The organism is Pseudomonas sp. S8, assembly GCF_050473925.1.
Lineage (GTDB): Bacteria > Pseudomonadota > Gammaproteobacteria > Pseudomonadales > Pseudomonadaceae > Aquipseudomonas > Aquipseudomonas parakoreensis.
The window spans coordinates 4,609,192-4,629,447 of sequence record NZ_JBFDVZ010000016.1 but is presented as its reverse complement, the minus strand read 5'-3'; the positions used below and the strand labels follow the sequence as shown (position 1 = coordinate 4,629,447).

Genomic DNA, 20,256 nt, shown 5'->3' with positions numbered 1-20,256 from the left:
TACCTGCTATGCAGCCCTGTGGCAGCCTGTCGCTGCTTACTTGGCTGCATTGGTCTGCGCTTTTCCACGGTTTTCCCGGGCTTGCAGGCTCATAAACAGCGGCTCGAGGATCGGCGCAACGAAGCGTGCACCGACTTCGGACAAGTGATTGTCGTCGGTGTACAGCGAATAGCCGCCAAGTTCAGCGTGGCACAAGCCTTTGTCATCGCACAGCCGTGGCGTCGGATCGACCACACGCACGGCCGGATCCTCCTGCGCAAGTTGCGCAAACAGCTGACTGATGAACACCTGGCGTTTGTGGTGCGCCTCGACGTCCAGCCCGACGTCATCGACCGGACGATCGAGCATCGCCAGACGTGTCAGCCGATAGGGCGGACTGAACGCCTGCAACGGCGCTTCTTTCACCAGCCACACGCGATGCCCGCCGGCACGCAATTGCGCCACTCGGGCCCGCAGACCTTCGGCCAGGCGCCGCTCGGCGTCGGCACGATCATAGCGACCATCGGTGGTTCTCAGCACATGACCCAGATCACCTTTGGCATCGCCGTACAGGTACAGGCTCCAACGCGCAACCAGCACCACATCGCTGACCGATTGCGCCTTCAGCCCCTGCTCGACACGCTGGTTGAAACGCGCACAGACACCGTCATGTTCCAGCCCATCGACCGGAATGCAGCCGGGAGAACTGGCCAGGATCACGCTCACGCCGTGGGCCTTGGCGCCGTCATCGAACACCGGGATCAGCGCCGTGGCGTGACTGTCGCCCCAGACCATGGCGCGGCTCGGCAGGTCCGTCATGCCGTAATGGCAGAACAGCTTGTCGTCCGGGGTCTTGTCATCCGCCAGACACGCCATCAGCTCCGGCCGCCACTCGCGCCCCTTGGCGTATTGCAGGGCCTGCTCGGACAAGCGCCATGGCAGGCCATCGGTCCAGCGCAGCGATTGCCCGGCCAGACCGAGCACCAGGATGCCGCAGAAACCGGCAAGCAGAATCTGCCGACGACCGGCGAGCAAACGCCGTTCGCGGAACGGCGTTTCGACGAATTTCCACGACAGATAACCCAGCACCAGGGTCAGCAGGATCAACCCGGCCGTATCGAGCGCGCCCGGCTCATCGACGCTGGCGTAGCTGGAAAACACGAACACCGGCCAGTGCCACAAGTACCAGGAATAGGAAATCAGGCCGAGGCCGACCATCACCCGACTGCTCAACAATTGACCAACCAGCGTTTCGCGATGACCGTTGGCCAGAATCAGCAGCACCACGCCCAGCACCGGCAGCAGCGCGGTCGCTCCCGGGAACGGCGTCGACTTGTCGTAGACGAACACTGCCAGCAGGATCAACCCCATGCCCAGCAGGCTCAAGGCTTGGGCGGCCAGCGGTTTCAAACGCCAGGCGTGTTTCGGTGCAATCGCCAGCATCGCCCCGGCGAGCAACTCCCAGGCACGCATCGGCAACAGGAAGAAAGCCTTTTCCGGATGATGCTGGATCGCCCACACACTCAGCCCGAACGACACCAGCAGCACAGCGAACAGCGCCAGCCGCCAGTGTTTCAACCGGCTCGAGAGCAACGTCAGCAGCAGCGGGAAGAAGATGTAGAACTGCTCTTCCACCGCCAGTGACCAGGTATGGAGCAGCGGTTTCAGGTCAGAGGCGACGTCGAAGTAACCGTCCTGGCGCATGAACAGGATGTTCGAGACGAACGTCACCTGATAGCGCACCGAACGCCCCAGTTCTTCGTAGTCCTTGGGCGCCAGCAGGAACCAGCCCACCGCCAGCACCGCAATGATCATCGCGAACAGCGCCGGCAGAATCCGCCGCGCACGCCGAGCCCAGAACTCGACGAAACTGAAACGCCCGGCTTGACGCTGGTTCCAGATGATCGAGGTGATGAGGTAACCGGAGATCACGAAGAACACGTCCACGCCGACAAAACCGCCGGTAAACCCCGGAACGCCAAAGTGGAACAGCACCACGGCGATCACCGCGACTGCGCGCAGGCCGTCGATATCCCTTCGATAAGCGAGTGTGCTCATAAAATCTTTAATGCCAATCAGGTGGTGGTTTTTATACAGCGCGAGCCCGAGTCGAGAGGCTCGCGAGCGCTGCTGGTTGTATTGCCCGATCACAGACCTTAACAGATCAGGAATCGCTCATTGCCGAGACAAATTTCATGCAAAAAAAAGGCGCCCCCGCGAGGGCGCCTTTTTCCGCTTCAACTGGCGATGTTACTTGCGTTTCATCGACAGGAAGAACTCGTCGTTGGTCTTGGTCGTTTTCAGCTTGTCGACCAGGAACTCGATGGCCGCCACTTCGTCCATCGGGTGCAGCAGCTTGCGCAGGATCCACATGCGCTGCAGTTCGTCGTCGGCAGTCAACAACTCTTCGCGGCGGGTGCCGGAGCGGTTGATGTTGATGGCCGGGAACACACGCTTCTCGGCGATCTTGCGATCCAGAGGCAGCTCCATGTTGCCGGTACCCTTGAACTCTTCGTAGATCACTTCGTCCATCTTCGAGCCGGTTTCAACCAGCGCGGTGGCGATAATGGTCAGCGAGCCGCCTTCTTCGATGTTGCGCGCAGCACCGAAGAAACGCTTCGGTTTCTCCAGGGCGTGAGCATCGACACCACCGGTCAGCACCTTGCCGGAGCTCGGGATCACGGTGTTGTAGGCACGGGCCAGACGGGTGATGGAGTCGAGCAGGATCACCACGTCCTTCTTGTGTTCGACCAGGCGCTTGGCCTTCTCGATCACCATTTCGGCAACCTGCACGTGACGGGTCGGCGGCTCGTCGAAGGTCGAGGCAACCACTTCGCCGCGCACGGTGCGCTGCATTTCGGTCACTTCTTCCGGACGTTCGTCGATCAACAGCACGATCAGGTGCACTTCAGGGTTGTTACGCGCGATGTTCGCCGCGATGTTCTGCAGCATGATCGTCTTACCGGCTTTCGGCGGTGCAACGATCAGACCACGCTGGCCTTTGCCGATCGGGGCGCACAGGTCGATCACACGACCGGTCAAGTCTTCGGTGGAACCGTTACCGGCTTCCATCTTCATGCGCACGGTCGGGAACAGCGGGGTCAGGTTCTCGAAGAGAATCTTGTTCTTCGCGTTCTCCGGACGATCGAAGTTGATCGTGTCGACCTTGAGCAGGGCAAAGTAACGCTCGCCTTCCTTTGGAGGGCGGATCTTGCCAACGATGGTGTCACCGGTGCGCAAGTTGAAACGACGGATCTGGCTCGGCGAGACGTAGATATCGTCCGGGCCGGCGAGGTAGGAAGCGTCAGCGGAGCGCAGGAAGCCGAAGCCGTCCTGGAGAATCTCCAGCACGCCATCACCGGAGATTTCCTCGCCGCTTTTCGCGTGCTTTTTCAGCAGGGAGAAAATCACGTCCTGCTTGCGCGAACGGGCCATATTTTCTATGCCCATCTGTTCGGCCAATTCGAGCAGTTCGGTAATCGGCTTTTGCTTGAGTTCAGTCAGATTCATATAGGAATGACGTAATCATTTATGGAGGGGGGGAAATTAAGCTTTTGGCTTAATGAGGCCGCGCCGCGGAGAAGGCGACAGGATCGCGAACTTGTTCGAAAAGGAGTGCGTCGGCGACGGCTAGCAGGGGGCAGTGGAGAAACCAGTGCGGGGCCGAATGTACCACCTGAGTTTCGGAGCGTCTAGCCCTGAATACGCAAAAAGCCCCGCAAATTGCGAGGCTTTTTTTCGGCGATTTACAGCGACGCTTAGATGTTGGCGTCGAGGAAAGCAGCCAGTTGCGACTTCGACAGGGCGCCGACTTTGGTCGCTTCAACGTTGCCGTTCTTGAACAGCATCAGCGTCGGGATACCACGCACGCCGTGCTTGGCCGGGGTTTCCTGGTTTTCGTCGATGTTCAGTTTGGCAACGGTCAGCTTGCCTTTGTAGGTCTCGGCAATCTCGTCCAGAACCGGAGCGATCATTTTGCAAGGGCCGCACCATTCAGCCCAGTAGTCGACCAGTACAGCGCCTTCGGCCTTGAGTACGTCGGCTTCGAAGCTGGCGTCGCTAACGTGTTTGATCAGATCGCTGCTCATGGAATTCTCCAGGTTGTAAGCAAAAAAACGTGGCCCATCATATCCGCCCTTCCCTTGTTCAGGAAGCCGCAGTTGATTGAGTCTTGCTATGGCACCCCATGAGTCTGGGTATAGCCCAAGTCACGCGGCGGCGGGGGCGATGAAGGCGATCCCGGTGCGCAGCGCCGCGTTGCGCACGTGCTCTTGCATGGCCTTCTGGGCGGCGGCGGAGGCCCGGCGCGCGAGGGCGCGGAGGATCTTGCGGTGCTCCTGCCAGGTTTCCATCGCCCGCTCGGCGCGGATGAACGGTAGCTTCTGGCTTTCCAGAAAGATCTCGGCGCTGGCGGTGAGGATGCTCAGCATCGCCTGATTGCCGCTGGCCAGCAGAATGCGCCGGTGGAATTCGAAGTCGAGTTTCGCCGCAGCCTCGAAGTCCCCAGCCTTCAATTGCTCGCGCATCGCCGCAACGTTGTCCTCCAGCGCATCCAGGTCAAACGTGCTTAAGGTCACCGCCGCCAGCCCGGCGGCAAAACCCTCCAGCGCATAGCGCAACTGAAAGATGTCGAGCGGCGAGGCCTGCGCTGCGAACGGCCAGCCCGGCGCATTGTCACCCTGCGCAATGTCCACCGGTGCCTGCACGAACACGCCTTTGCCCGGCTGGATGCTGACCACGCCCAGCGCACTGAGCGACGACAACGCCTCCCGCAACGACGCCCGACTGACCCCCAGTTGCACCGCCAGATCCCGTTGCGACGGCAACGCATCGCCCGCACCGAAACCCTGCTCAGTGATCAGTTTGCGTATGGCTTGCAGCGCCACTTCGGGTACGGCGCGGGAGATCGAGTTCATGGTTTTTCAGACGAGCCAGGCCAAGGTGCGGCTAGTTGTAAAGCTATTCGCCGGATCCGGCAAGTCGTGCCCCAGCAGGGTTCGGCGCCCACTGCCGGTGCGCTATCGGGGTGCGAAAAACAACCTGACTGTTCAGACCAGTAAGACCGAACAAACCCGGCAAACCTGCGGCCTGCCGGGGATAAATCCGGGTATTGGCACGGCCCGTGCTCTGTCCGATCGCAGAAATCACTTCCCGTCGATCCGGAGATTTGCCATGACCCTGCGTTACCGAGCCCTCCTCGCCGCTCTGTTTTCCAGCCTGATGCTGAGCCAGATCCCCGCCCACGCCGATGGCCTGGAAGACGTGGTCAAACGCGGCACACTGAAAGTTGCCGTGCCTCAGGACTTCCCGCCATTCGGCTCGGTCGGCCCGGACATGAAACCCCGTGGCCTGGATATCGACACGGCGAAGCTGCTGGCTGATCAACTTAAGGTCAAACTCGAACTGACCCCGGTCAACAGCACCAACCGCATCCCGTTCCTCACCACCGGCAAGGTCGACCTGGTGATCTCCAGCCTCGGCAAGAACCCGGAGCGCGAGAAAGTCATCGACTTCTCCCACGCCTACGCGCCTTTCTACCTCGCGGTGTTCGGCCCGCCTGATGCCGCCGTCACTACGCTCGACGACCTCAAGGGCAAAACCATCAGCGTCACCCGTGGCGCGATCGAAGACATCGAGCTGACCAAGGTCGCCCCCGAAGGCGTGACCATCAAGCGCTTCGAGGACAATAACTCGACCATCGCAGCCTACCTCGCAGGGCAAGTCGATCTGATCGCCAGCGGCAACGTGGTGATGGTGGCGATCAGCGAGAAGAACCCGAAACGCGTGCCGGCGCTGAAAGTGAAGCTCAAGGATTCGCCGGTCTACGTCGGCGTGAACAAGAACGAGCCCGCGCTGCTGGGCAAGGTCAACGAGATTCTCGCCACCGCCAAGGCCGACGGCGCGCTGGAGAAAAACTCGCAGACCTGGCTCAAAGAGCCGCTGCCGGCCGACCTCTGATCGGTCGCGCGGGAGACAATCGATGGCTTATCAGTTCGATTTCATGCCGGTGGTGCAAAACACCGACCTGCTGCTGCGCGGCGCGCTGTTCACCCTGGAGCTGACGGCGATTGGCGCGCTGTTCGGGGTCGGCGTGGGCATCGTCGGCGCACTGGTGCGGGCGTGGAACATCCGCCCGTTCTCGGCACTCTTCGGCGTCTACGTCGAGTTGATCCGCAACACGCCATTTCTGGTGCAACTGTTCTTCATCTTCTTCGGCCTGCCCTCGCTCGGGGTGCAGATTTCCGAGTGGCAGGCGGCGGTGCTGGCGATGGTGATCAACCTCGGCGCGTATTCGACCGAGATCATCCGCGCCGGCATCCAGGCGATTCCGCGCGGACAACTGGAAGCCGCTGCCGCACTGGCGATGAGCCGTTTCGAAGCGTTCCGCCATGTGGTCCTGCTGCCGGCGCTGGGCAAGGTCTGGCCGGCCCTGAGCAGCCAGATCATCATCGTCATGCTCGGTTCGGCGGTGTGTTCGCAGATCGCCACCGAGGAGCTGAGCTTCGCCGCCAACTTCATTCAGTCGCGCAACTTCCGCGCCTTTGAAACCTATGCGCTGACCACACTGATTTACCTGTGCATGGCGCTGCTGATCCGCCAGTTGCTGAACTGGATCGGCCGCCGCTATATCGCGAGGAGCAGCCAATGAGCGACTTCACCTTCTGGGACATCCTGCGCAACCTGCTCACCGGCCTGCAATGGACGCTGGCGTTGTCGCTGGTGGCGTTCATTGGCGGCGGGATCGTCGGGCTGCTGATTCTGATCATGCGCATCTCGAAAAACCCGTTGCCGAGCAATATCGCCCGCACCTGGATCGAGCTGTTCCAGGGCACACCGCTGCTGATGCAGCTGTTTCTGGTGTTCTTCGGCGTGGCGCTGGCCGGAATCGAGATCTCGCCGTGGATGGCGGCGGCGATTGCCCTGACATTGTTCACCAGCGCCTATCTGGCGGAGATCTGGCGCGGTTGCGTCGAAGCGATCCCCAATGGCCAGTGGGAAGCCTCGTCGAGCCTGGCGCTGAATCCGCTGGAGCAGTTGCGCTACGTGATCCTGCCGCAGGCGCTGCGCATCGCGGTGGCGCCGACCGTGGGCTTCTCGGTGCAGGTGGTCAAGGGCACGGCGGTGACCTCGATCATCGGTTTCACCGAGCTGACCAAGACCGGCGGCATGCTCGCCAACGCCACCTTCGAACCGTTCATGGTCTACGGCCTCGTTGCCCTCGGCTACTTCCTGCTCTGCTACCCCTTGTCGCTCAGTGCGCGCTACCTGGAAAGGAGACTGCATGCCTCTGCTTAGAATTTCCGCCCTGCATAAATACTACGGCGATCACCACGTGCTCAAAGGCATCGACCTGAGCGTCGAGGAAGGCCAGGTGGTGGCGATCATCGGCCGCAGCGGCTCGGGCAAATCGACCCTGCTGCGCACCCTCAATGGCCTGGAGTCAATCAACGACGGAGTGATCGAAGTCGACGGCGAATACCTCGACGCCGCCCGCGCCGACCTGCGCAGCCTGCGGCAGAAAGTCGGCATGGTGTTCCAGCAGTTCAACCTGTTCCCGCATCTGACCGTCGGCGAAAACGTGATGCTCGCGCCGCAAGTGGTGCAGAAAGTACCGAAGGCCAGGGCGGCCGAACTGGCGCGCAAGATGCTCGAACGCGTCGGCCTGGGGGAGAAGTTCGACGCCTTCCCGGATCGGTTGTCTGGCGGGCAGCAACAGCGCGTGGCAATTGCCCGGGCCTTGGCGATGTCGCCGAAAGTGCTGCTGTGCGACGAGATCACCTCGGCGCTGGACCCGGAACTGGTCAATGAAGTGCTGGCCGTGGTGCGCCAACTGGCGAAAGAAGGCATGACGCTGATCATGGTCACCCACGAAATGCGTTTCGCCCGGGAAGTCGGCGACAAACTGGTGTTCATGCACCATGGCAAGGTGCATGAGGTAGGGGATCCGAAGGTGTTGTTTGCCAATCCGCAGACAGCGGAGCTGGCGAACTTCATTGGTACCGTTGAAGCGACAGCCTGAAGGTTATTCCGGGACTTTAGCGGCCCCTTCGCGGGCAAGCCCGCTCCCACAGGGTTCTGCTGCGGAACATGATTGTGTGTTCGACACAAAAACCTGTGGGAGCGAGCTAGCTCGCGAATGGCCGCGCCGCGGTCTCAAGCTTTTATGCGCAGGATCAACGGTTTGAACCATGCGCGTTGGCGCCAGCGTTTGATCGTGGCACGATGGCGGGGTTATCGACCGAGACCCCCTGACCATGCCGCAATCCAAAGCCAAGAATCTGTCCCTGATCGCCGCAATCGACCTGGGCTCCAACAGCTTCCACATGGTCGTGGCCAAGGCCCAGAACGGTGAAATCCGCATTCTGGAGCGCCTCGGAGAGAAAGTGCAGCTTGCCGCCGGTATCGACGATGAGCGCCATCTCAACGAAGAATCGATGCAGCGCGGGCTCGATTGCCTCAAGCGTTTTGCCCAACTGATCAACGGCATGCCGCTGGGCGCCGTGCGAATCGTCGGCACCAACGCCCTGCGCGAAGCGCGCAATCGTCTGGAATTCATCCACCGCGCCGAAGAAATCCTCGGTCATCCGGTGGAAGTCATCTCCGGCCGTGAAGAAGCGCGGCTGATTTATCTGGGCGTGTCACACACCCTCGCCGACACCCCGGGCAAGCGTCTGGTGGCCGACATCGGCGGCGGCAGTACCGAATTCATCATCGGGCAGCGGTTTGAACCGCTGCTGCGCGAAAGCCTGCAAATGGGCTGCGTCAGCTTCACCCAGCGCTACTTCAAGGACGGTAAGATCACCCCGGCTCGTTACGCCCAGGCGTACACGGCGGCGCGGCTGGAGATCATGAGCATCGAACACGCCCTGCACCGCCTGACGTGGGATGAAGCCATCGGCTCCTCGGGCACCATCCGCGCCATCGGCCTGGCGCTGAAGGCCGGCGGGCATGGCACCGGCGAAGTGAATGCCGAAGGCCTGGCCTGGCTCAAGCGTCGCCTGTTCAAACTGGGTGACGTCGACAAGATCGATTTCGAAGGCATCAAACCTGACCGCCGGGCGATCTTCCCCGCGGGTCTGGCAATTCTCGAGGCGATCTTCGACGCCCTCGAACTGCAACGCATGGATCACTGCGAAGGCGCACTGCGTGAAGGCGTGCTCTACGACCTGCTTGGCCGCCATCACCACGAAGACGTGCGCGAACGCACCCTGACCTCGTTGATGGAGCGTTATCACGTCGACCTGGAACAAGCCGCGCGAGTTGAACGCAAAGCGCTGCACGCCTTTGATCAGGTCGCCGCAGACTGGGAGCTGGATGACGGCATCTGGCGCGAACTGCTCGGCTGGGCGGCGAAAGTCCACGAAGTCGGCCTCGACATCGCGCACTACCACTATCACAAGCACGGCGCCTACTTGATCGAGCACTCGGACCTTGCCGGGTTCTCCCGCGAAGACCAGCAAATGCTCGCCCTGCTGGTGCGTGGCCACCGCCGCAACATTCCCAAGGACAAGTTCGCCGAGTTCGGTGACGACGGCGACAAGCTGATCCGCCTGTGCGTGCTGCTGCGCTTCGCGATCCTGTTCCACCACATCCGTGGCACCCAGGCGATGCCGCAAGTGGTGCTGCACGCCAAGGGCAACACCCTCGACGTGGAATTCCCGGAGCACTGGCTGGATGAGAATCAGCTGACTCAGGCTGACTTTGACCTTGAGGCCGACTGGCTGACCCGGGTGGGCATTGTCCTAACCGTCCATTGACAGTCCCCTGTAGGAGCTGCCGAAGGCTGCGATCTTTTGATCTTGTTTTTTAAGATCAACATCAAAAGATCGCAGCCTTCGGCAGCTCCTACACAGGTCGGTGTTTGGCGTACAAAAAAGGCGATCCCGAGGGATCGCCTTTTTATTTCACCTTAAACCGAGGCTTAGCTGCTCACCGGCAGAATCGGGCTGCCCAGGCGTTCCAGCAACGTCGCCTGCGCACTGCGCGGGTTCTGGTTACCGGTTGGCGTGTTGCGGATGTAACGACCATCCGACTGCAGGCTCCAGCTGTGGGTGTTGTCGGTCAGGTACAGCTCCAGCTCTTTCTTGACGCGAGTCAGCAGCTTCTTGCCTTCCACCGGGAAGCAAGTCTCGACGCGCTTGTCGAGGTTGCGCTCCATCCAGTCGGCGCTGGAGAGGAACATCTGCTCCTCGCCGCCGTTGAGGAAGTAGAACACTCGAGTGTGTTCAAGGAAGCGACCGATGATCGAGCGCACATGGATATTGTGCGAAACCCCGGCAATGCCCGGACGCAGGCAGCACATCCCGCGCACCACCAGATCGATGCGCACGCCGGACTGGCTGGCCTTGTACAGCGCGCGGATGATCTTCGGATCGGTGAGCGAGTTGAACTTGGCGATGATGTGCGCCGGTTTGCCTTCGACGGCGAACTGGGTTTCCCGGGCAATCATGTCGAGCATGCCCTTCTTCAGGGTGAACGGCGCATGCAACAGCTTCTTCATACGCAGGGTTTTACCCATGCCGATCAACTGACTGAACAGTTTGCCGACGTCTTCGCACAGGGCGTCGTCGGAAGTCAGCAGGCTGTAGTCGGTGTACAGACGGGCGTTGCCGGCGTGGTAGTTACCGGTGCCGAGGTGCGCGTAACGCACGATCTCGCCGGCCTCGCGACGCAGGATCAGCATCATCTTGGCGTGGGTCTTGAAGCCGACCACGCCGTAAATCACCACCGCACCGGCCGCTTGCAGACGGCTGGCCAGTTGCAGGTTGGACTCTTCGTCGAAGCGGGCGCGCAGTTCGATGACCGCGGTCACTTCCTTGCCGTTGCGCGCGGCGTCCACCAGCGCATCGACGATTTCCGAGTTGGCGCCGGAGCGGTACAGGGTCTGGCGCACAGCCAATACATGCGGGTCTTTCGCCGCCTGGCGCAGCAGGTCGACCACCGGGGTAAACGACTCGAACGGGTGCAGCAACAGGATGTCCTGCTTGCTGACGACACTGAAAATGTTCTCGCTGTTCTGCAGCAGTTTCGGGATCTGCGGGGTGAACGGCGTGTATTGCAGCTCCGGGTGGCTGTCCAGACCGGTGATGCTGAACAGACGGGTCAGGTTGACCGGGCCGTTGACCTGATACAGCTCGGTTTCGCTCAGGTTGAACTGCTTGAGCAGGTAGTCCGAGAGGTGTTTCGGGCAGGTGTCGGCGACTTCCAGACGCACCGCATCACCGTAGCGCCGCGAGAACAGCTCGCCACGCAGGGCGCGCGCAAGGTCTTCGACGTCTTCGGAGTCGAGCGCCAGGTCAGCGTTTCGGGTCAGGCGGAACTGGTAGCAGCCCTTGACCTTCATGCCCTGGAACAGGTCATCGGCGTGGGCGTGGATCATCGACGACAGGAACACATAGTTGTCGCCCGGGCCGCCGACTTCTTCCGGAACCTTGATGATCCGAGGCAGCAGGCGCGGTGCCGGAATGATCGCCAGACCGGAATCGCGACCGAAGGCGTCGATGCCTTCCAGTTCGACGATGAAGTTCAGACTCTTGTTTACCAGCAACGGGAATGGATGCGTCGGGTCGAGGCCGATCGGGGTGATGATCGGCGCGATCTCGTCGCGGAAATAGCGGCGCACCCAGGTTTTGATCTTGGTCGTCCAGTGACGGCGACGGATGAAGCGCACCTGATGCTTTTCCAGCTCCGGCAGCAGGATGTCGTTGAGGATCGCGTACTGGCGATCAACGTGACCGTGCACCAGCTCGCTGATCCGCGCCAGCGCCTGATGCGGTTGCAGACCGTCGGCACCGGCCTGTTCCCGGGCGAAGGTGATCTGCTTCTTCAGGCCGGCGACGCGGATTTCGAAGAACTCGTCGAGGTTGCTGGAGAAGATCAGCAGAAACTTCAGCCGCTCCAGCAACGGATAGGACTCGTCCAGCGCCTGCTCCAGCACGCGGATGTTGAACTGCAGTTGCGAAAGCTCTCGGTGGATGTACAGGCTGCTGTCATCCAGGCCCGGGATCGCAATCACTGGCGCCGCCGCGACGGCTTCGGTGACCGGCGCGGGCGGCGCAGGTTCGAGTTCCGGCGGGGTTTCGGTGATTTGCTCCACCACCGGTTGAGCTTCTTTTACTGCAACTTCAGTGAGTCCTTCGGTATTCATCGAATGTTCCTGGGAGGGCTATTTCTGCTCTCGTAACAATTGAGCGGCGCGGACAGCAAAGTAAGTCAGGATGCCATCAGCGCCGGCACGTTTAAAGGCGGTCAGTGACTCGAGAATCACCGCCTCGCTCAACCAGCCATTCTGGATCGCCGCCATGTGCATGGCGTATTCGCCGCTAACCTGATAGACGAAGGTCGGCACTTTGAAGGCATCTTTTACCCGGAAAAGAATGTCCAGGTACGGCATGCCGGGTTTGACCATGACCATGTCCGCGCCTTCAGACAAGTCCGCGCCAACTTCGTGCAACGCTTCATCGCTGTTGGCCGGGTCCATCTGATACGAGGCTTTGTTGGCCTTGCCCAGATTCGCTGCCGAACCCACGGCATCGCGGAACGGCCCGTAATAGGCGCTGGCGTACTTGGCCGAGTAGGCCATGATCCGCACATTGACGTGGCCGGCGATCTCCAGCGCTTCGCGGATCGCCTGGATCCGACCGTCCATCATGTCTGACGGTGCCACGACCTGAGCGCCGGCTTCAGCGTGGGACAGCGCCTGCTTGACCAGTGCGTCGACGGTGATGTCGTTCTGCACGTAGCCTTCTTCGTCGAGAATGCCGTCCTGCCCATGGGTGGTGAACGGATCGAGGGCGACGTCAGTGATCACTCCCAGTTCGGGAAACCGCTCACGCAACGCACGAGTGGCGCGCTGGGCAATGCCCTGCGGGTTCCAGGCTTCGGCGGCGTCGAGGGATTTCAATTCGACAGGCGTAACCGGGAACAGCGCCAGCGCCGGAATGCCCAGTTCGACCCATTTCGCCGCTTCTTCAAGCAGCAGATCGATGGTCAGGCGCTCGACGCCGGGCATCGAGGCCACGGCTTCGCGACGGTTCTCACCGTCAAGCACGAACACCGGCAGGATCAGGTCATCGACCGTCAGCACGTTTTCCCGTACCAGCCGACGCGAAAAATCATCGCGACGGTTGCGGCGCAAACGGGTAGCGGGGAACAAACGGTTGGCAGGGGTAAAGCTCACGGCAGACTCCTGAGCCCGCGCAAACGGGCGAGCGTGACAGTTATAGACGGCCATTATGACGAACAGATTACAGTTGTGCGTACCCCGTGACATGTAGCCGCATTCCATTGTTAGCGTAGGAATTGTTCACGTCGAGACACATTTCGACACTTTCCTGAATGTGTCCGAAGGGTTAGGCTGCGCGTTCATTTCGCCAGCACCCAGACAATGCTCCAACAATTTCTGCATGACTTCGGCTACTTTGCCCTGTTTCTCGGCACGTTCTTCGAAGGCGAAACCATTCTGGTGCTCGCAGGCTTCCTCGCGTTCCGTGGATACATGGACATCAACCTGGTGGTGGTCGTGGCGTTCTTCGGCAGCTATGCCGGCGATCAGCTGTGGTACTTCCTGGGGCGCAAGCACGGGCGCAAATTGCTCGCGCGCAAGCCGCGTTGGCAGATGATGGGCGACCGGGCGCTGGAACATATCCGCAAGCATCCGGACATCTGGGTCCTGAGCTTTCGCTTCGTTTACGGCCTGCGCACGGTGATGCCGGTGGCGATCGGCCTGTCGGGTTATCCGCCAGGACGTTATCTGCTGCTGAACGGCATCGGCGCAGCGATCTGGGCCACCGCTCTGGCGGCCGCCGCCTACCACTTCGGCGCGGTGCTCGAAGGCATGCTCGGCAGCATCAAGAAGTACGAGTTGTGGGTGCTCGGCGCGCTGCTGATTCTTGGCGTTGGTCTGTGGCTGCGTCGCCGCTTCAAGAATGCGCGCCTGGCCAAGCAGGTTTACGCCGATGAACAAGCCGCAAAAGCCGCGCGCCTGCTTCAGGCAGAACACACCAAACCCGCCGAGCCTAAGACGCCAGCCGAATAACACGCTGGCGACAGCAATACAGCCCGATGCCACTGAGCAGGCTGTAACCGAGCAGACCAGCCCAGGCCAACGGGCTGGCTGGCCATAGCCCGAGCAGCGGCGCCAGCCACACCAGCGGCACATTCGACCCCAGCCGCAGCAGCTCGACCTTCAGTGCCCACGGGCGATTCTCCAGCATCACCCCCAGCGCGAACAAACCCCACGCCACTACACCCCACCCCAGTAGCAGCGCGGCGGTCGACAGATGTTGCGCCTGCCCCATCAGGTCACTGCCCAGCGCGATATAGACGCAGAACTGCAGCGCCACATACCACTGGCGACGGCTGTCCAGCGGCACCTCGTACTTGCGGAAGCGGCTCAAGTCGGGTTTGGTCAGCGGGTACTTCGCCGCCACATCCGCCGGACGCCAGCCGGTGCGCATGAACCAGATCCGCAGCTTGTCCCACTTGCTCTCGGCACGGCGTGCGTCGTCCCACAACTGCACATAGAACTGCATATTGGCCCACAGCGGATTCCAGCTCGCCAGCGGCGTGGTCACACCGAAAACCACCGGCTCGTTGTCGTCCTCTTCCTGAAACGTACCGAACAACCAATCCCAAAGAATGAACACCCCGCCGTAGTTGCGATCCATGTAGAGAGCGTTCTGTGCATGGTGGGCCCGATGATTGGATGGCGTGACGAAGAACCACTCGAACCCGCCGAGCTTGGGAATGTGCCGGGTGTGAACCCAGAACTGATACAGCAGATTCATCGCCGCGACGCTGACGAACACCAGCAGCGGCACGCCAAGCACGGCCATCGGCAGGTAGAAGATCCAGCCCAGCACAAATCCGGTACTGGTCTGGCGCAACGCCGTGGAGAGGTTGTATTCCTCGCTCTGGTGATGCACCGAATGCGCGGCCCAAAGAATGTTGCGCTCGTGGCCCAGGCGATGCAGCCAGTAATAGCAGAAGTCATAGAAGACAAAGGCCAGCACCCAGACCCAGAGACGGTCTGCCGGCAACCTGAGCAACGCCAGGTGTTCCAGGGCAAACGCATAGGTCACCAGCCCCAGGCCTTTGGTCAGCAGGCCGGTGGTGGTCGACAACACCCCGGCGCTGAGGCTGTTGACCGAGTCGGCGAGGCGATAGTGTCGGGTCCCGCGCCAGCGATCGGCAAGCAGTTCGGCGGCAATCAGCACGAAGAAAAATGGCACTGCATACAGAATGAAGTCCATGGCGCGCCCCGGTCGGATTCTATGGACAGATCCTAGGTCTAGCCGCCCTTTTCCCCTATGGCAACGTACGACAATTTAGTGGACATTTAGCGCCATGAATCTGGAGAGAAACCCATGAGCAAAAAAGTTGCAGTGATCCTGTCCGGCAGCGGCGTGTACGACGGCGCCGAGATCCACGAGAGTGTCATCACCCTGTTGCGCCTGGATCAACGCGGCGCGCAGGTGCAGTGCTTCGCGCCGAACATCGCGCAATTGCATGTGATCAATCACCTGACCGGTGAAGAAATGCCCGAAACGCGCAACGTCCTGGTGGAATCGGCGCGCATTGCCCGCGGCAACATCAAGGACATCCGTGAGGCCGACGTCGAAGACTTCGACGCGCTGATCGTGCCTGGCGGCTTTGGCGCCGCGAAGAACCTCTCGAACTTCGCCGTCGAAGGTGCCGGCTGCACGGTGCAGCCTGAGGTGCTGGCCTTGGCTGAAGCCTTTGCCGAAGCGGGCAAACCGGTGGGCCTGATGTGCATCTCGCCGGCACTGGCGGCGAAAATCTACGGCCCGGGCGTAACCTGCACCATCGGCAACGATGCCGATACCGCCACCGCAATGAACAAGATGGGCGCCAGCCACGAAGACTGCGCGGTGACTGACATCATCGAAGACAAGGCTCGCAAACTGGTAACGACCCCGGCTTACATGCTGGCGCAGAACATCAGTGAAGCGGCTTCGGGGATCAACAAGCTGGTCGACCGGGTGCTCGAACTAACCCACGAGAACGATGCCTGACACGACCTTTCTGAAGGTTTTTGTGGTGAGGGGATTTATCCCCTCACCACAGGAATACGGTTGAATCAGGACTGACGTGCAAGGCGGGTGAGAATCCGGTCCAGCGCATTGGCAAACGCCTGTTTCTCACGCTCGCCGAACGGCGCCGGGCCGCCGCTGATCTGACCCTGCTCACGCAGGTCGGTAAACAGGTTGCGTACGGCCAGGCGCTCGCCCATGTTCTGCGCGTCGAACTCCTTGCCGCGCGGGTCAAGCGCCGCTACACCTTTCTTCACCAGGCGATCGGCCAGCGGAATATCGCTGCAGATCACCAGCTCTCCGGGCACCGCGTGCTCGACCAGATAATCGTCCGCCGCATCCGGGCCGCTGGGCACCACGATCAGCTTGACGATGGCCAGCCCCGGTTTGATCTGCGGTTGCCCCGCCACCAGCACCACTTCGAACCGGCGCTTGAGGGCGAACTTCACCACCAGCTCCTTGGCGGCCCGCGGGCAGGCGTCGGCATCGATCCATACGCGCATCATTTTTTCCTCTTCTAAAAGCATCGCGGGCAAGCCGCGCTCCCACAAGGTTAACGCTAAACCTGTGGGAGCGTGGCTTGCCCGCGAATGTGAGCGCAGCGAATGCTCTTAAGCAATCACCCGCTTCTTCTCGGCCATCCGGCTGCGCCCATACAACACTACAATCGCCAGAATCGCCACGGCCTGCGCCGATAGCGAATAAGCGTCGGCATGAATCCCCAGCCAGTCGAAATCGAAGAACGCCACCGGCCGCGTGCCGAAGATCCCGGCTTCCTGCAACGCCTTCACGCCATGCCCGGCGAACACCACCGACAACGCGCAGAGCAGACCGGCGTTGATGCTGAAGAACAGCGCCAGCGGCAGTTTCGCCGAGCCACGCAGGATCACCCAGGCCAGACCGATCAGCAGCACCAGCGCCGTCGCACCACCGGCCAGCACCGCATCATGCCCGGCGGGGCCGGCCTGCAGCCACAGGGTTTCGTAGAACAGGATCACTTCGAACAGCTCGCGGTACACCGAGAAGAACGCGAGGATCGCAAAACCAAAGCGCCCGCCGCCGCCCACCAGACTCTGCTTGATGTAATCCTGCCAGGCCGCGGCGTGCCGCCGGTCGTGCATCCACACGCCGAGCCACAGCACCATGACGCTGGCGAACAGCGCCGTCGCGCCTTCGAGCAATTCACGCTGCGAGCCGCTGACGTCGATCACATACGCCGCCAGCGCCCAGGTACCCAGACCGGCGAGCAGCGCCAGGCCCCAGCCGACATTGACGCTGCGCACCGCCGATTGCTGGCCGGTATTGCGCAGGAACGCAAGGATCGCCGCCAGCACCAGAATCGCTTCGAGGCCTTCGCGCAGCAGAATCAGCAGACCGGAGATGTAGCTCAGCGACCAGCTCAGGCCATCGCTGCCAAGCAGTTCGGCAGACGCTTTGAGCTTGCCCTTGGCCGCGTCCAGGCGCTCTTCGGCCTGCGCCATCGGCAGACCATCCTGCAACGACTGACGGTAGGCCATCAGCGATTTTTCGGTGTCCTTGCGTACGTTGGCGTCGACGTTATCCAGCGAACTTTCGACCAGTTCGAAACCTTCCAGATACGCCGCCACCGACAGGTCATAGGCCTGATCACGATCACCGGCGCGGTATGCCGCCAGGCTTTTGTCCAGCGTCGCGGCGGTGTAGTCGAGCAATTGCGCCGGGCCGCGTTTGACCTGCGGTGGCTGCGCGCGCTGGGCACGGAAGGTCGCGGCGACTGGCGCACCTTCGGCGGCCTGTACTTCGGCCGGCGTCTGGCGTGCCAGATCAGCGATATTGAAGGTCTTGTCGGACTTGGCGGCGGCCGGGTCGGCACTGAAGCCGGCGATGTAGGTCGCCAGATCCCAGCGCTGACGGTCGTCCAGTTGATCGGCGAACGCCGGCATGTCGGTGCCTTCGACACCTTGGCCGAGGGTGCTGTAGATCGCGTACAGGCTCAGATGATCCATCCGCGCGGCATCGCGCAGGTTGGCCGGTGGCGGCGCCATGCCGAGGCCCGCCGGACCGTCACCGGCTCCGTTGGCACCGTGACAAACCGAGCAGTTTTGCGCATACAGCGGCGCGCCACGGGTCGGATCCGGCGTGATGATCGGCGCCTGGCTGACCTCATACGCCACCGCCAGTTTCGCCCCCAGTTGCCGGGCCTGACGGGCGACGTCGGCACCGTCCTGCTTTGCCGTGATAGCCGCATGCAGAGCCGCGACGCCCTGCTCCAGCGCAGCCTTCTCCGGTTTGGCCGGCAGACCGCCGATCAGCCCTTGCAGCACTTGGGTGAATTCCAGCTGCTCGCGGTATTCGCCGTCATCGACAACTTTGCCCGCTTCGACCGTCGGCGGGTAGTCGGCGCTGATGTAATCGAGCAGGTGCAGCGCTTGCGGGGCGCCTTCCACCGTGTCGGCCAGCAGGTTGAAGCTGCTCAGGGCGCACAACGGGAACACCAGCCAGGCCAGAAATCGGGACGCGGCAGTCATGAATGAGTCTCAAATGGAAATGCGAAGTTACATATTGTTCACTTCGAACGCTTTTCACTCAAGCGTTGTCGACGTACGCCACCTGGGACGGGTGCCATGAACCTGCGAAAACGGACGAATCACTTAGCCACTACCGCACTCTATACTGCGCCACCTCATTGCATTTGCCGCTCAAGGACGAACCCTCTTCATGCGCCATAACATGCTGCTACCCCTGTTGATCGCCACCGTTGTGCAACTGAACGGTTGCGGTGCGTATCGCAATTACGATCTGGAGCTGCAACAGACCACCGCCCCGCTCAAAAACGGCAACATCGAAGGTGCCCTGTCGGTGATCGAAGCGAACAATCCGGACCCGGAAAAAGACCTGCTCTACTACTTCGAAAAAGGCGCCGTACTGAGTGCCGGCGGCGATTTTGCGCAAAGCCAGACCACCTGGCGCAGCGCCGAACAGATGATTATCGAACGCCAGGACACAATCCAGACCACTGGTGACAAGTTGCTTGCAGCAATGGGCGATCACTGGGGCAGCATCATCAACGACAAGCTGCGCCGCTACGATGGCTACGACTATGAAAAGGTCATGCTGACCACGCAAATGGCCCTCAATCAGTTGGCGCTAAATGACTTCGATGGCGCTCGCGCCGACATCAAGAAAACCCACGAGCGCGAAGCGCTGATCGCTCGGCAACGGGAGCTGGAATACGAAAAAATCGAGGAAGCAGCCAAGGCCCAGGGCGCACGTGTGCATTACAGGGATCTGCAGGGCTACCCGGTGGTAATGCTCGAATCGCCTGCGGTGATTGCCCTGAAAAACGGTTACCAAAGTGCATTCAGTCACTATCTCGCGGGCTTCACTTATGAAGCGCTGGGTGAAAAGGATCTTGCCGCGCCCGGATATCGTCAGGCCATTGAACTGCGCCCGGACGTAGCCTTTTTTCAACAGGCACTGCGCGACCTCGACAGCCCCGGACTCAAGGCCGATGAAAGCGACGTGCTGATCATTGTGCAAAGCGGGCTGGCACCTGCCCGCAGTTCAGTACGCGTGCCGTACCCGGTGAAGCTGGCAGACGGGCAAGTCATCGTCGCCAACATTTCGTTTCCGGTGATGGTGCCGGACACCTCAACCCCGCCGGTCAGTCAGGTGAGTATCGATGGTCGCCAGAAGAAACTGATCGCGGTTAACAGCATCACCGAAATGTCCTTGCGCACGCTGCGTGACGACATGCCCGGGATTATCCAGCGCACGACCTATCGGGCATTCCTCGCCGCAGATGTTCAAGGCACGGACAATCGACGCAACCCGAGCAAGGCGTCCTACGTGACTCACTGGGACAATTTCGAACACGCTGACACCCGCACCTGGCGCACCCTGCCTGACCTGACGCAGGTTGTGCGCCTGCGCCTGAAAAAGGGCGAGCATCTGATCAGCCTGTCGAATACCACGGCGCCGCTGAAGATCCGTATCGACCAGCACCGGCAGATGATCGGCCTGCGCGTGCTCGGTGGACAGATTTACGCCAACGGCAGCGCTTTTCAGTCCCGCACCTCGCTGGAAAATCGAGTATCCAGCCTGAAATAAGTAATGGCACCAAACTAACAAGTGCGATTAAAAAGCTATTACATGGCCACCATCGCCCGCTTATAATGCCGCGCCCTCGCTATAGCGACGCGGCATAAAAGCTCCTCTGGTTATGAGGAATTGGCAGGAGGCC

At 61.1% G+C, this 20,256-nt stretch carries 17 protein-coding genes; 8 read left to right on the top strand and 9 right to left on the bottom strand.

Annotated elements, in window-relative coordinates; translation table 11 throughout:
• Nucleotides 1–36: 36 nt before the first annotated feature.
• The 4 genes from AB1J88_RS21960 to AB1J88_RS21945 all read right to left on the bottom strand — a co-directional run bounded on the left by AB1J88_RS21960 (nucleotide 37) and on the right by AB1J88_RS21945 (nucleotide 4,895).
• The gene (locus AB1J88_RS21960) at nucleotides 37–2,037 is read right to left on the bottom strand and encodes an acyltransferase family protein (protein ID WP_430291964.1); all 2,001 of its coding nucleotides are present in this window, start codon (nucleotides 2,035–2,037) and stop codon (nucleotides 37–39) included.
• 192 nt (nucleotides 2,038–2,229) lie between these two features.
• Nucleotides 2,230–3,489, bottom strand: a complete 1,260-nt coding sequence (rho, locus tag AB1J88_RS21955; RefSeq protein ID WP_003229334.1) for a transcription termination factor Rho — start codon at nucleotides 3,487–3,489, stop codon at nucleotides 2,230–2,232.
• Between the two features lie 248 nt (nucleotides 3,490–3,737).
• A complete protein-coding gene (gene trxA / locus AB1J88_RS21950) occupies nucleotides 3,738–4,067 on the bottom strand; it encodes a thioredoxin TrxA (protein WP_003206727.1) in 330 nt (109 codons plus the stop codon).
• Between the two features lie 120 nt (nucleotides 4,068–4,187).
• Nucleotides 4,188–4,895 (bottom strand): FadR/GntR family transcriptional regulator, encoded by a 708-nt coding sequence (locus AB1J88_RS21945; RefSeq protein WP_430291963.1) that lies wholly within the window; start codon nucleotides 4,893–4,895, stop codon nucleotides 4,188–4,190.
• Nucleotides 4,896–5,151: 256 nt separating this feature from the next.
• Between AB1J88_RS21945 and AB1J88_RS21940 the strand changes: the two genes are divergently transcribed.
• The 5 genes from AB1J88_RS21940 to ppx all read left to right on the top strand — a co-directional run bounded on the left by AB1J88_RS21940 (nucleotide 5,152) and on the right by ppx (nucleotide 9,737).
• The gene (locus AB1J88_RS21940; protein WP_096796124.1) at nucleotides 5,152–5,937 is read left to right on the top strand and encodes a transporter substrate-binding domain-containing protein; all 786 of its coding nucleotides are present in this window, start codon (nucleotides 5,152–5,154) and stop codon (nucleotides 5,935–5,937) included.
• 22 nt (nucleotides 5,938–5,959) lie between these two features.
• Nucleotides 5,960–6,628 carry an amino acid ABC transporter permease gene (locus tag AB1J88_RS21935; protein ID WP_027610474.1) on the top strand — a complete coding sequence of 223 codons (669 nt, stop codon included), beginning with the start codon at nucleotides 5,960–5,962 and terminating at the stop codon, nucleotides 6,626–6,628.
• The gene (locus AB1J88_RS21930; protein WP_095137639.1) at nucleotides 6,625–7,275 is read left to right on the top strand and encodes an amino acid ABC transporter permease; all 651 of its coding nucleotides are present in this window, start codon (nucleotides 6,625–6,627) and stop codon (nucleotides 7,273–7,275) included. Before AB1J88_RS21935 ends, AB1J88_RS21930 begins: the two co-directional genes overlap by 4 nt.
• Complete coding sequence (locus AB1J88_RS21925) at nucleotides 7,262–7,999, top strand: amino acid ABC transporter ATP-binding protein (protein WP_430291962.1); 738 nt, start codon at nucleotides 7,262–7,264, stop codon at nucleotides 7,997–7,999. Before AB1J88_RS21930 ends, AB1J88_RS21925 begins: the two co-directional genes overlap by 14 nt.
• Before the next feature lie 235 nt (nucleotides 8,000–8,234).
• Nucleotides 8,235–9,737, top strand: a complete 1,503-nt coding sequence (ppx, locus tag AB1J88_RS21920; RefSeq protein ID WP_430291961.1) for an exopolyphosphatase — start codon at nucleotides 8,235–8,237, stop codon at nucleotides 9,735–9,737.
• 164 nt (nucleotides 9,738–9,901) lie between these two features.
• Here the strand turns inward: ppx and ppk1 are convergent, their stop codons facing one another.
• Both ppk1 and hemB read right to left on the bottom strand, forming a co-directional pair.
• On the bottom strand, nucleotides 9,902–12,127 hold the full coding sequence (gene ppk1 / locus AB1J88_RS21915) for a polyphosphate kinase 1 (protein WP_041072035.1): 2,226 nt from the start codon (nucleotides 12,125–12,127) through the stop codon (nucleotides 9,902–9,904).
• A gap of 18 nt (nucleotides 12,128–12,145) precedes the next feature.
• A complete protein-coding gene (gene hemB / locus AB1J88_RS21910) occupies nucleotides 12,146–13,159 on the bottom strand; it encodes a porphobilinogen synthase (RefSeq protein WP_041072033.1) in 1,014 nt (337 codons plus the stop codon).
• A 207-nt stretch (nucleotides 13,160–13,366) separates the two neighbouring features.
• Between hemB and AB1J88_RS21905 the strand changes: the two genes are divergently transcribed.
• Entirely contained in the window at nucleotides 13,367–14,017 is a 651-nt protein-coding gene (locus tag AB1J88_RS21905; RefSeq protein WP_198758792.1) for a DedA family protein, read from the top strand.
• Here AB1J88_RS21905 and AB1J88_RS21900 read toward each other — a convergent pair.
• Nucleotides 13,998–15,233 (bottom strand): sterol desaturase family protein, encoded by a 1,236-nt coding sequence (locus AB1J88_RS21900; RefSeq protein ID WP_430291960.1) that lies wholly within the window; start codon nucleotides 15,231–15,233, stop codon nucleotides 13,998–14,000. The genes AB1J88_RS21905 and AB1J88_RS21900 overlap by 20 nt on opposite strands.
• A gap of 114 nt (nucleotides 15,234–15,347) precedes the next feature.
• Between AB1J88_RS21900 and elbB the strand changes: the two genes are divergently transcribed.
• A complete protein-coding gene (gene elbB / locus AB1J88_RS21895) occupies nucleotides 15,348–16,016 on the top strand; it encodes an isoprenoid biosynthesis glyoxalase ElbB (RefSeq protein ID WP_430291959.1) in 669 nt (222 codons plus the stop codon).
• A gap of 65 nt (nucleotides 16,017–16,081) precedes the next feature.
• Here elbB and AB1J88_RS21890 read toward each other — a convergent pair whose 3' ends face one another.
• Together AB1J88_RS21890 and AB1J88_RS21885 are read right to left on the bottom strand one after the other, a co-directional pair.
• Nucleotides 16,082–16,537 carry a YaiI/YqxD family protein gene (locus AB1J88_RS21890; protein ID WP_047297238.1) on the bottom strand — a complete coding sequence of 152 codons (456 nt, stop codon included), beginning with the start codon at nucleotides 16,535–16,537 and terminating at the stop codon, nucleotides 16,082–16,084.
• Nucleotides 16,538–16,645: 108 nt separating this feature from the next.
• Nucleotides 16,646–18,541, bottom strand: a complete 1,896-nt coding sequence (locus tag AB1J88_RS21885; protein WP_430291958.1) for an FTR1 family protein — start codon at nucleotides 18,539–18,541, stop codon at nucleotides 16,646–16,648.
• A gap of 190 nt (nucleotides 18,542–18,731) precedes the next feature.
• On the opposite strand from AB1J88_RS21885, the gene AB1J88_RS21880 reads away from it, so the two are divergent.
• Complete coding sequence (locus tag AB1J88_RS21880; protein WP_430291957.1) at nucleotides 18,732–20,123, top strand: COG3014 family protein; 1,392 nt, start codon at nucleotides 18,732–18,734, stop codon at nucleotides 20,121–20,123.
• Nucleotides 20,124–20,256: the final 133 nt, after the last annotated feature.

Bases quoted from the DNA above. Each gene is read 5' to 3' on its own strand.
- AB1J88_RS21960 (WP_430291964.1), bottom strand. From the start codon at position 2,037: ATGAGCACACTCGCTTATCGAAGGGATATCGACGGCCTGCGCGCAGTC.
- AB1J88_RS21930 (WP_095137639.1), top strand. From the start codon at position 6,625: ATGAGCGACTTCACCTTCTGGGACATCCTGCGCAACCTGCTCACCGGC.
- AB1J88_RS21880 (WP_430291957.1), top strand. From the start codon at position 18,732: ATGCGCCATAACATGCTGCTACCCCTGTTGATCGCCACCGTTGTGCAA.
- AB1J88_RS21885 (WP_430291958.1), bottom strand. From the start codon at position 18,541: ATGACTGCCGCGTCCCGATTTCTGGCCTGGCTGGTGTTCCCGTTGTGC.
- AB1J88_RS21940 (WP_096796124.1), top strand. From the start codon at position 5,152: ATGACCCTGCGTTACCGAGCCCTCCTCGCCGCTCTGTTTTCCAGCCTG.
- ppx (WP_430291961.1), top strand. From the start codon at position 8,235: ATGCCGCAATCCAAAGCCAAGAATCTGTCCCTGATCGCCGCAATCGAC.
- AB1J88_RS21900 (WP_430291960.1), bottom strand. From the start codon at position 15,233: ATGGACTTCATTCTGTATGCAGTGCCATTTTTCTTCGTGCTGATTGCC.
- rho (WP_003229334.1), bottom strand. From the start codon at position 3,489: ATGAATCTGACTGAACTCAAGCAAAAGCCGATTACCGAACTGCTCGAA.
- ppk1 (WP_041072035.1), bottom strand. From the start codon at position 12,127: ATGAATACCGAAGGACTCACTGAAGTTGCAGTAAAAGAAGCTCAACCG.
- elbB (WP_430291959.1), top strand. From the start codon at position 15,348: ATGAGCAAAAAAGTTGCAGTGATCCTGTCCGGCAGCGGCGTGTACGAC.
- AB1J88_RS21945 (WP_430291963.1), bottom strand. From the start codon at position 4,895: ATGAACTCGATCTCCCGCGCCGTACCCGAAGTGGCGCTGCAAGCCATA.
- AB1J88_RS21890 (WP_047297238.1), bottom strand. From the start codon at position 16,537: ATGCGCGTATGGATCGATGCCGACGCCTGCCCGCGGGCCGCCAAGGAG.
- trxA (WP_003206727.1), bottom strand. From the start codon at position 4,067: ATGAGCAGCGATCTGATCAAACACGTTAGCGACGCCAGCTTCGAAGCC.
- AB1J88_RS21935 (WP_027610474.1), top strand. From the start codon at position 5,960: ATGGCTTATCAGTTCGATTTCATGCCGGTGGTGCAAAACACCGACCTG.
- AB1J88_RS21905 (WP_198758792.1), top strand. From the start codon at position 13,367: ATGCTCCAACAATTTCTGCATGACTTCGGCTACTTTGCCCTGTTTCTC.
- AB1J88_RS21925 (WP_430291962.1), top strand. From the start codon at position 7,262: ATGCCTCTGCTTAGAATTTCCGCCCTGCATAAATACTACGGCGATCAC.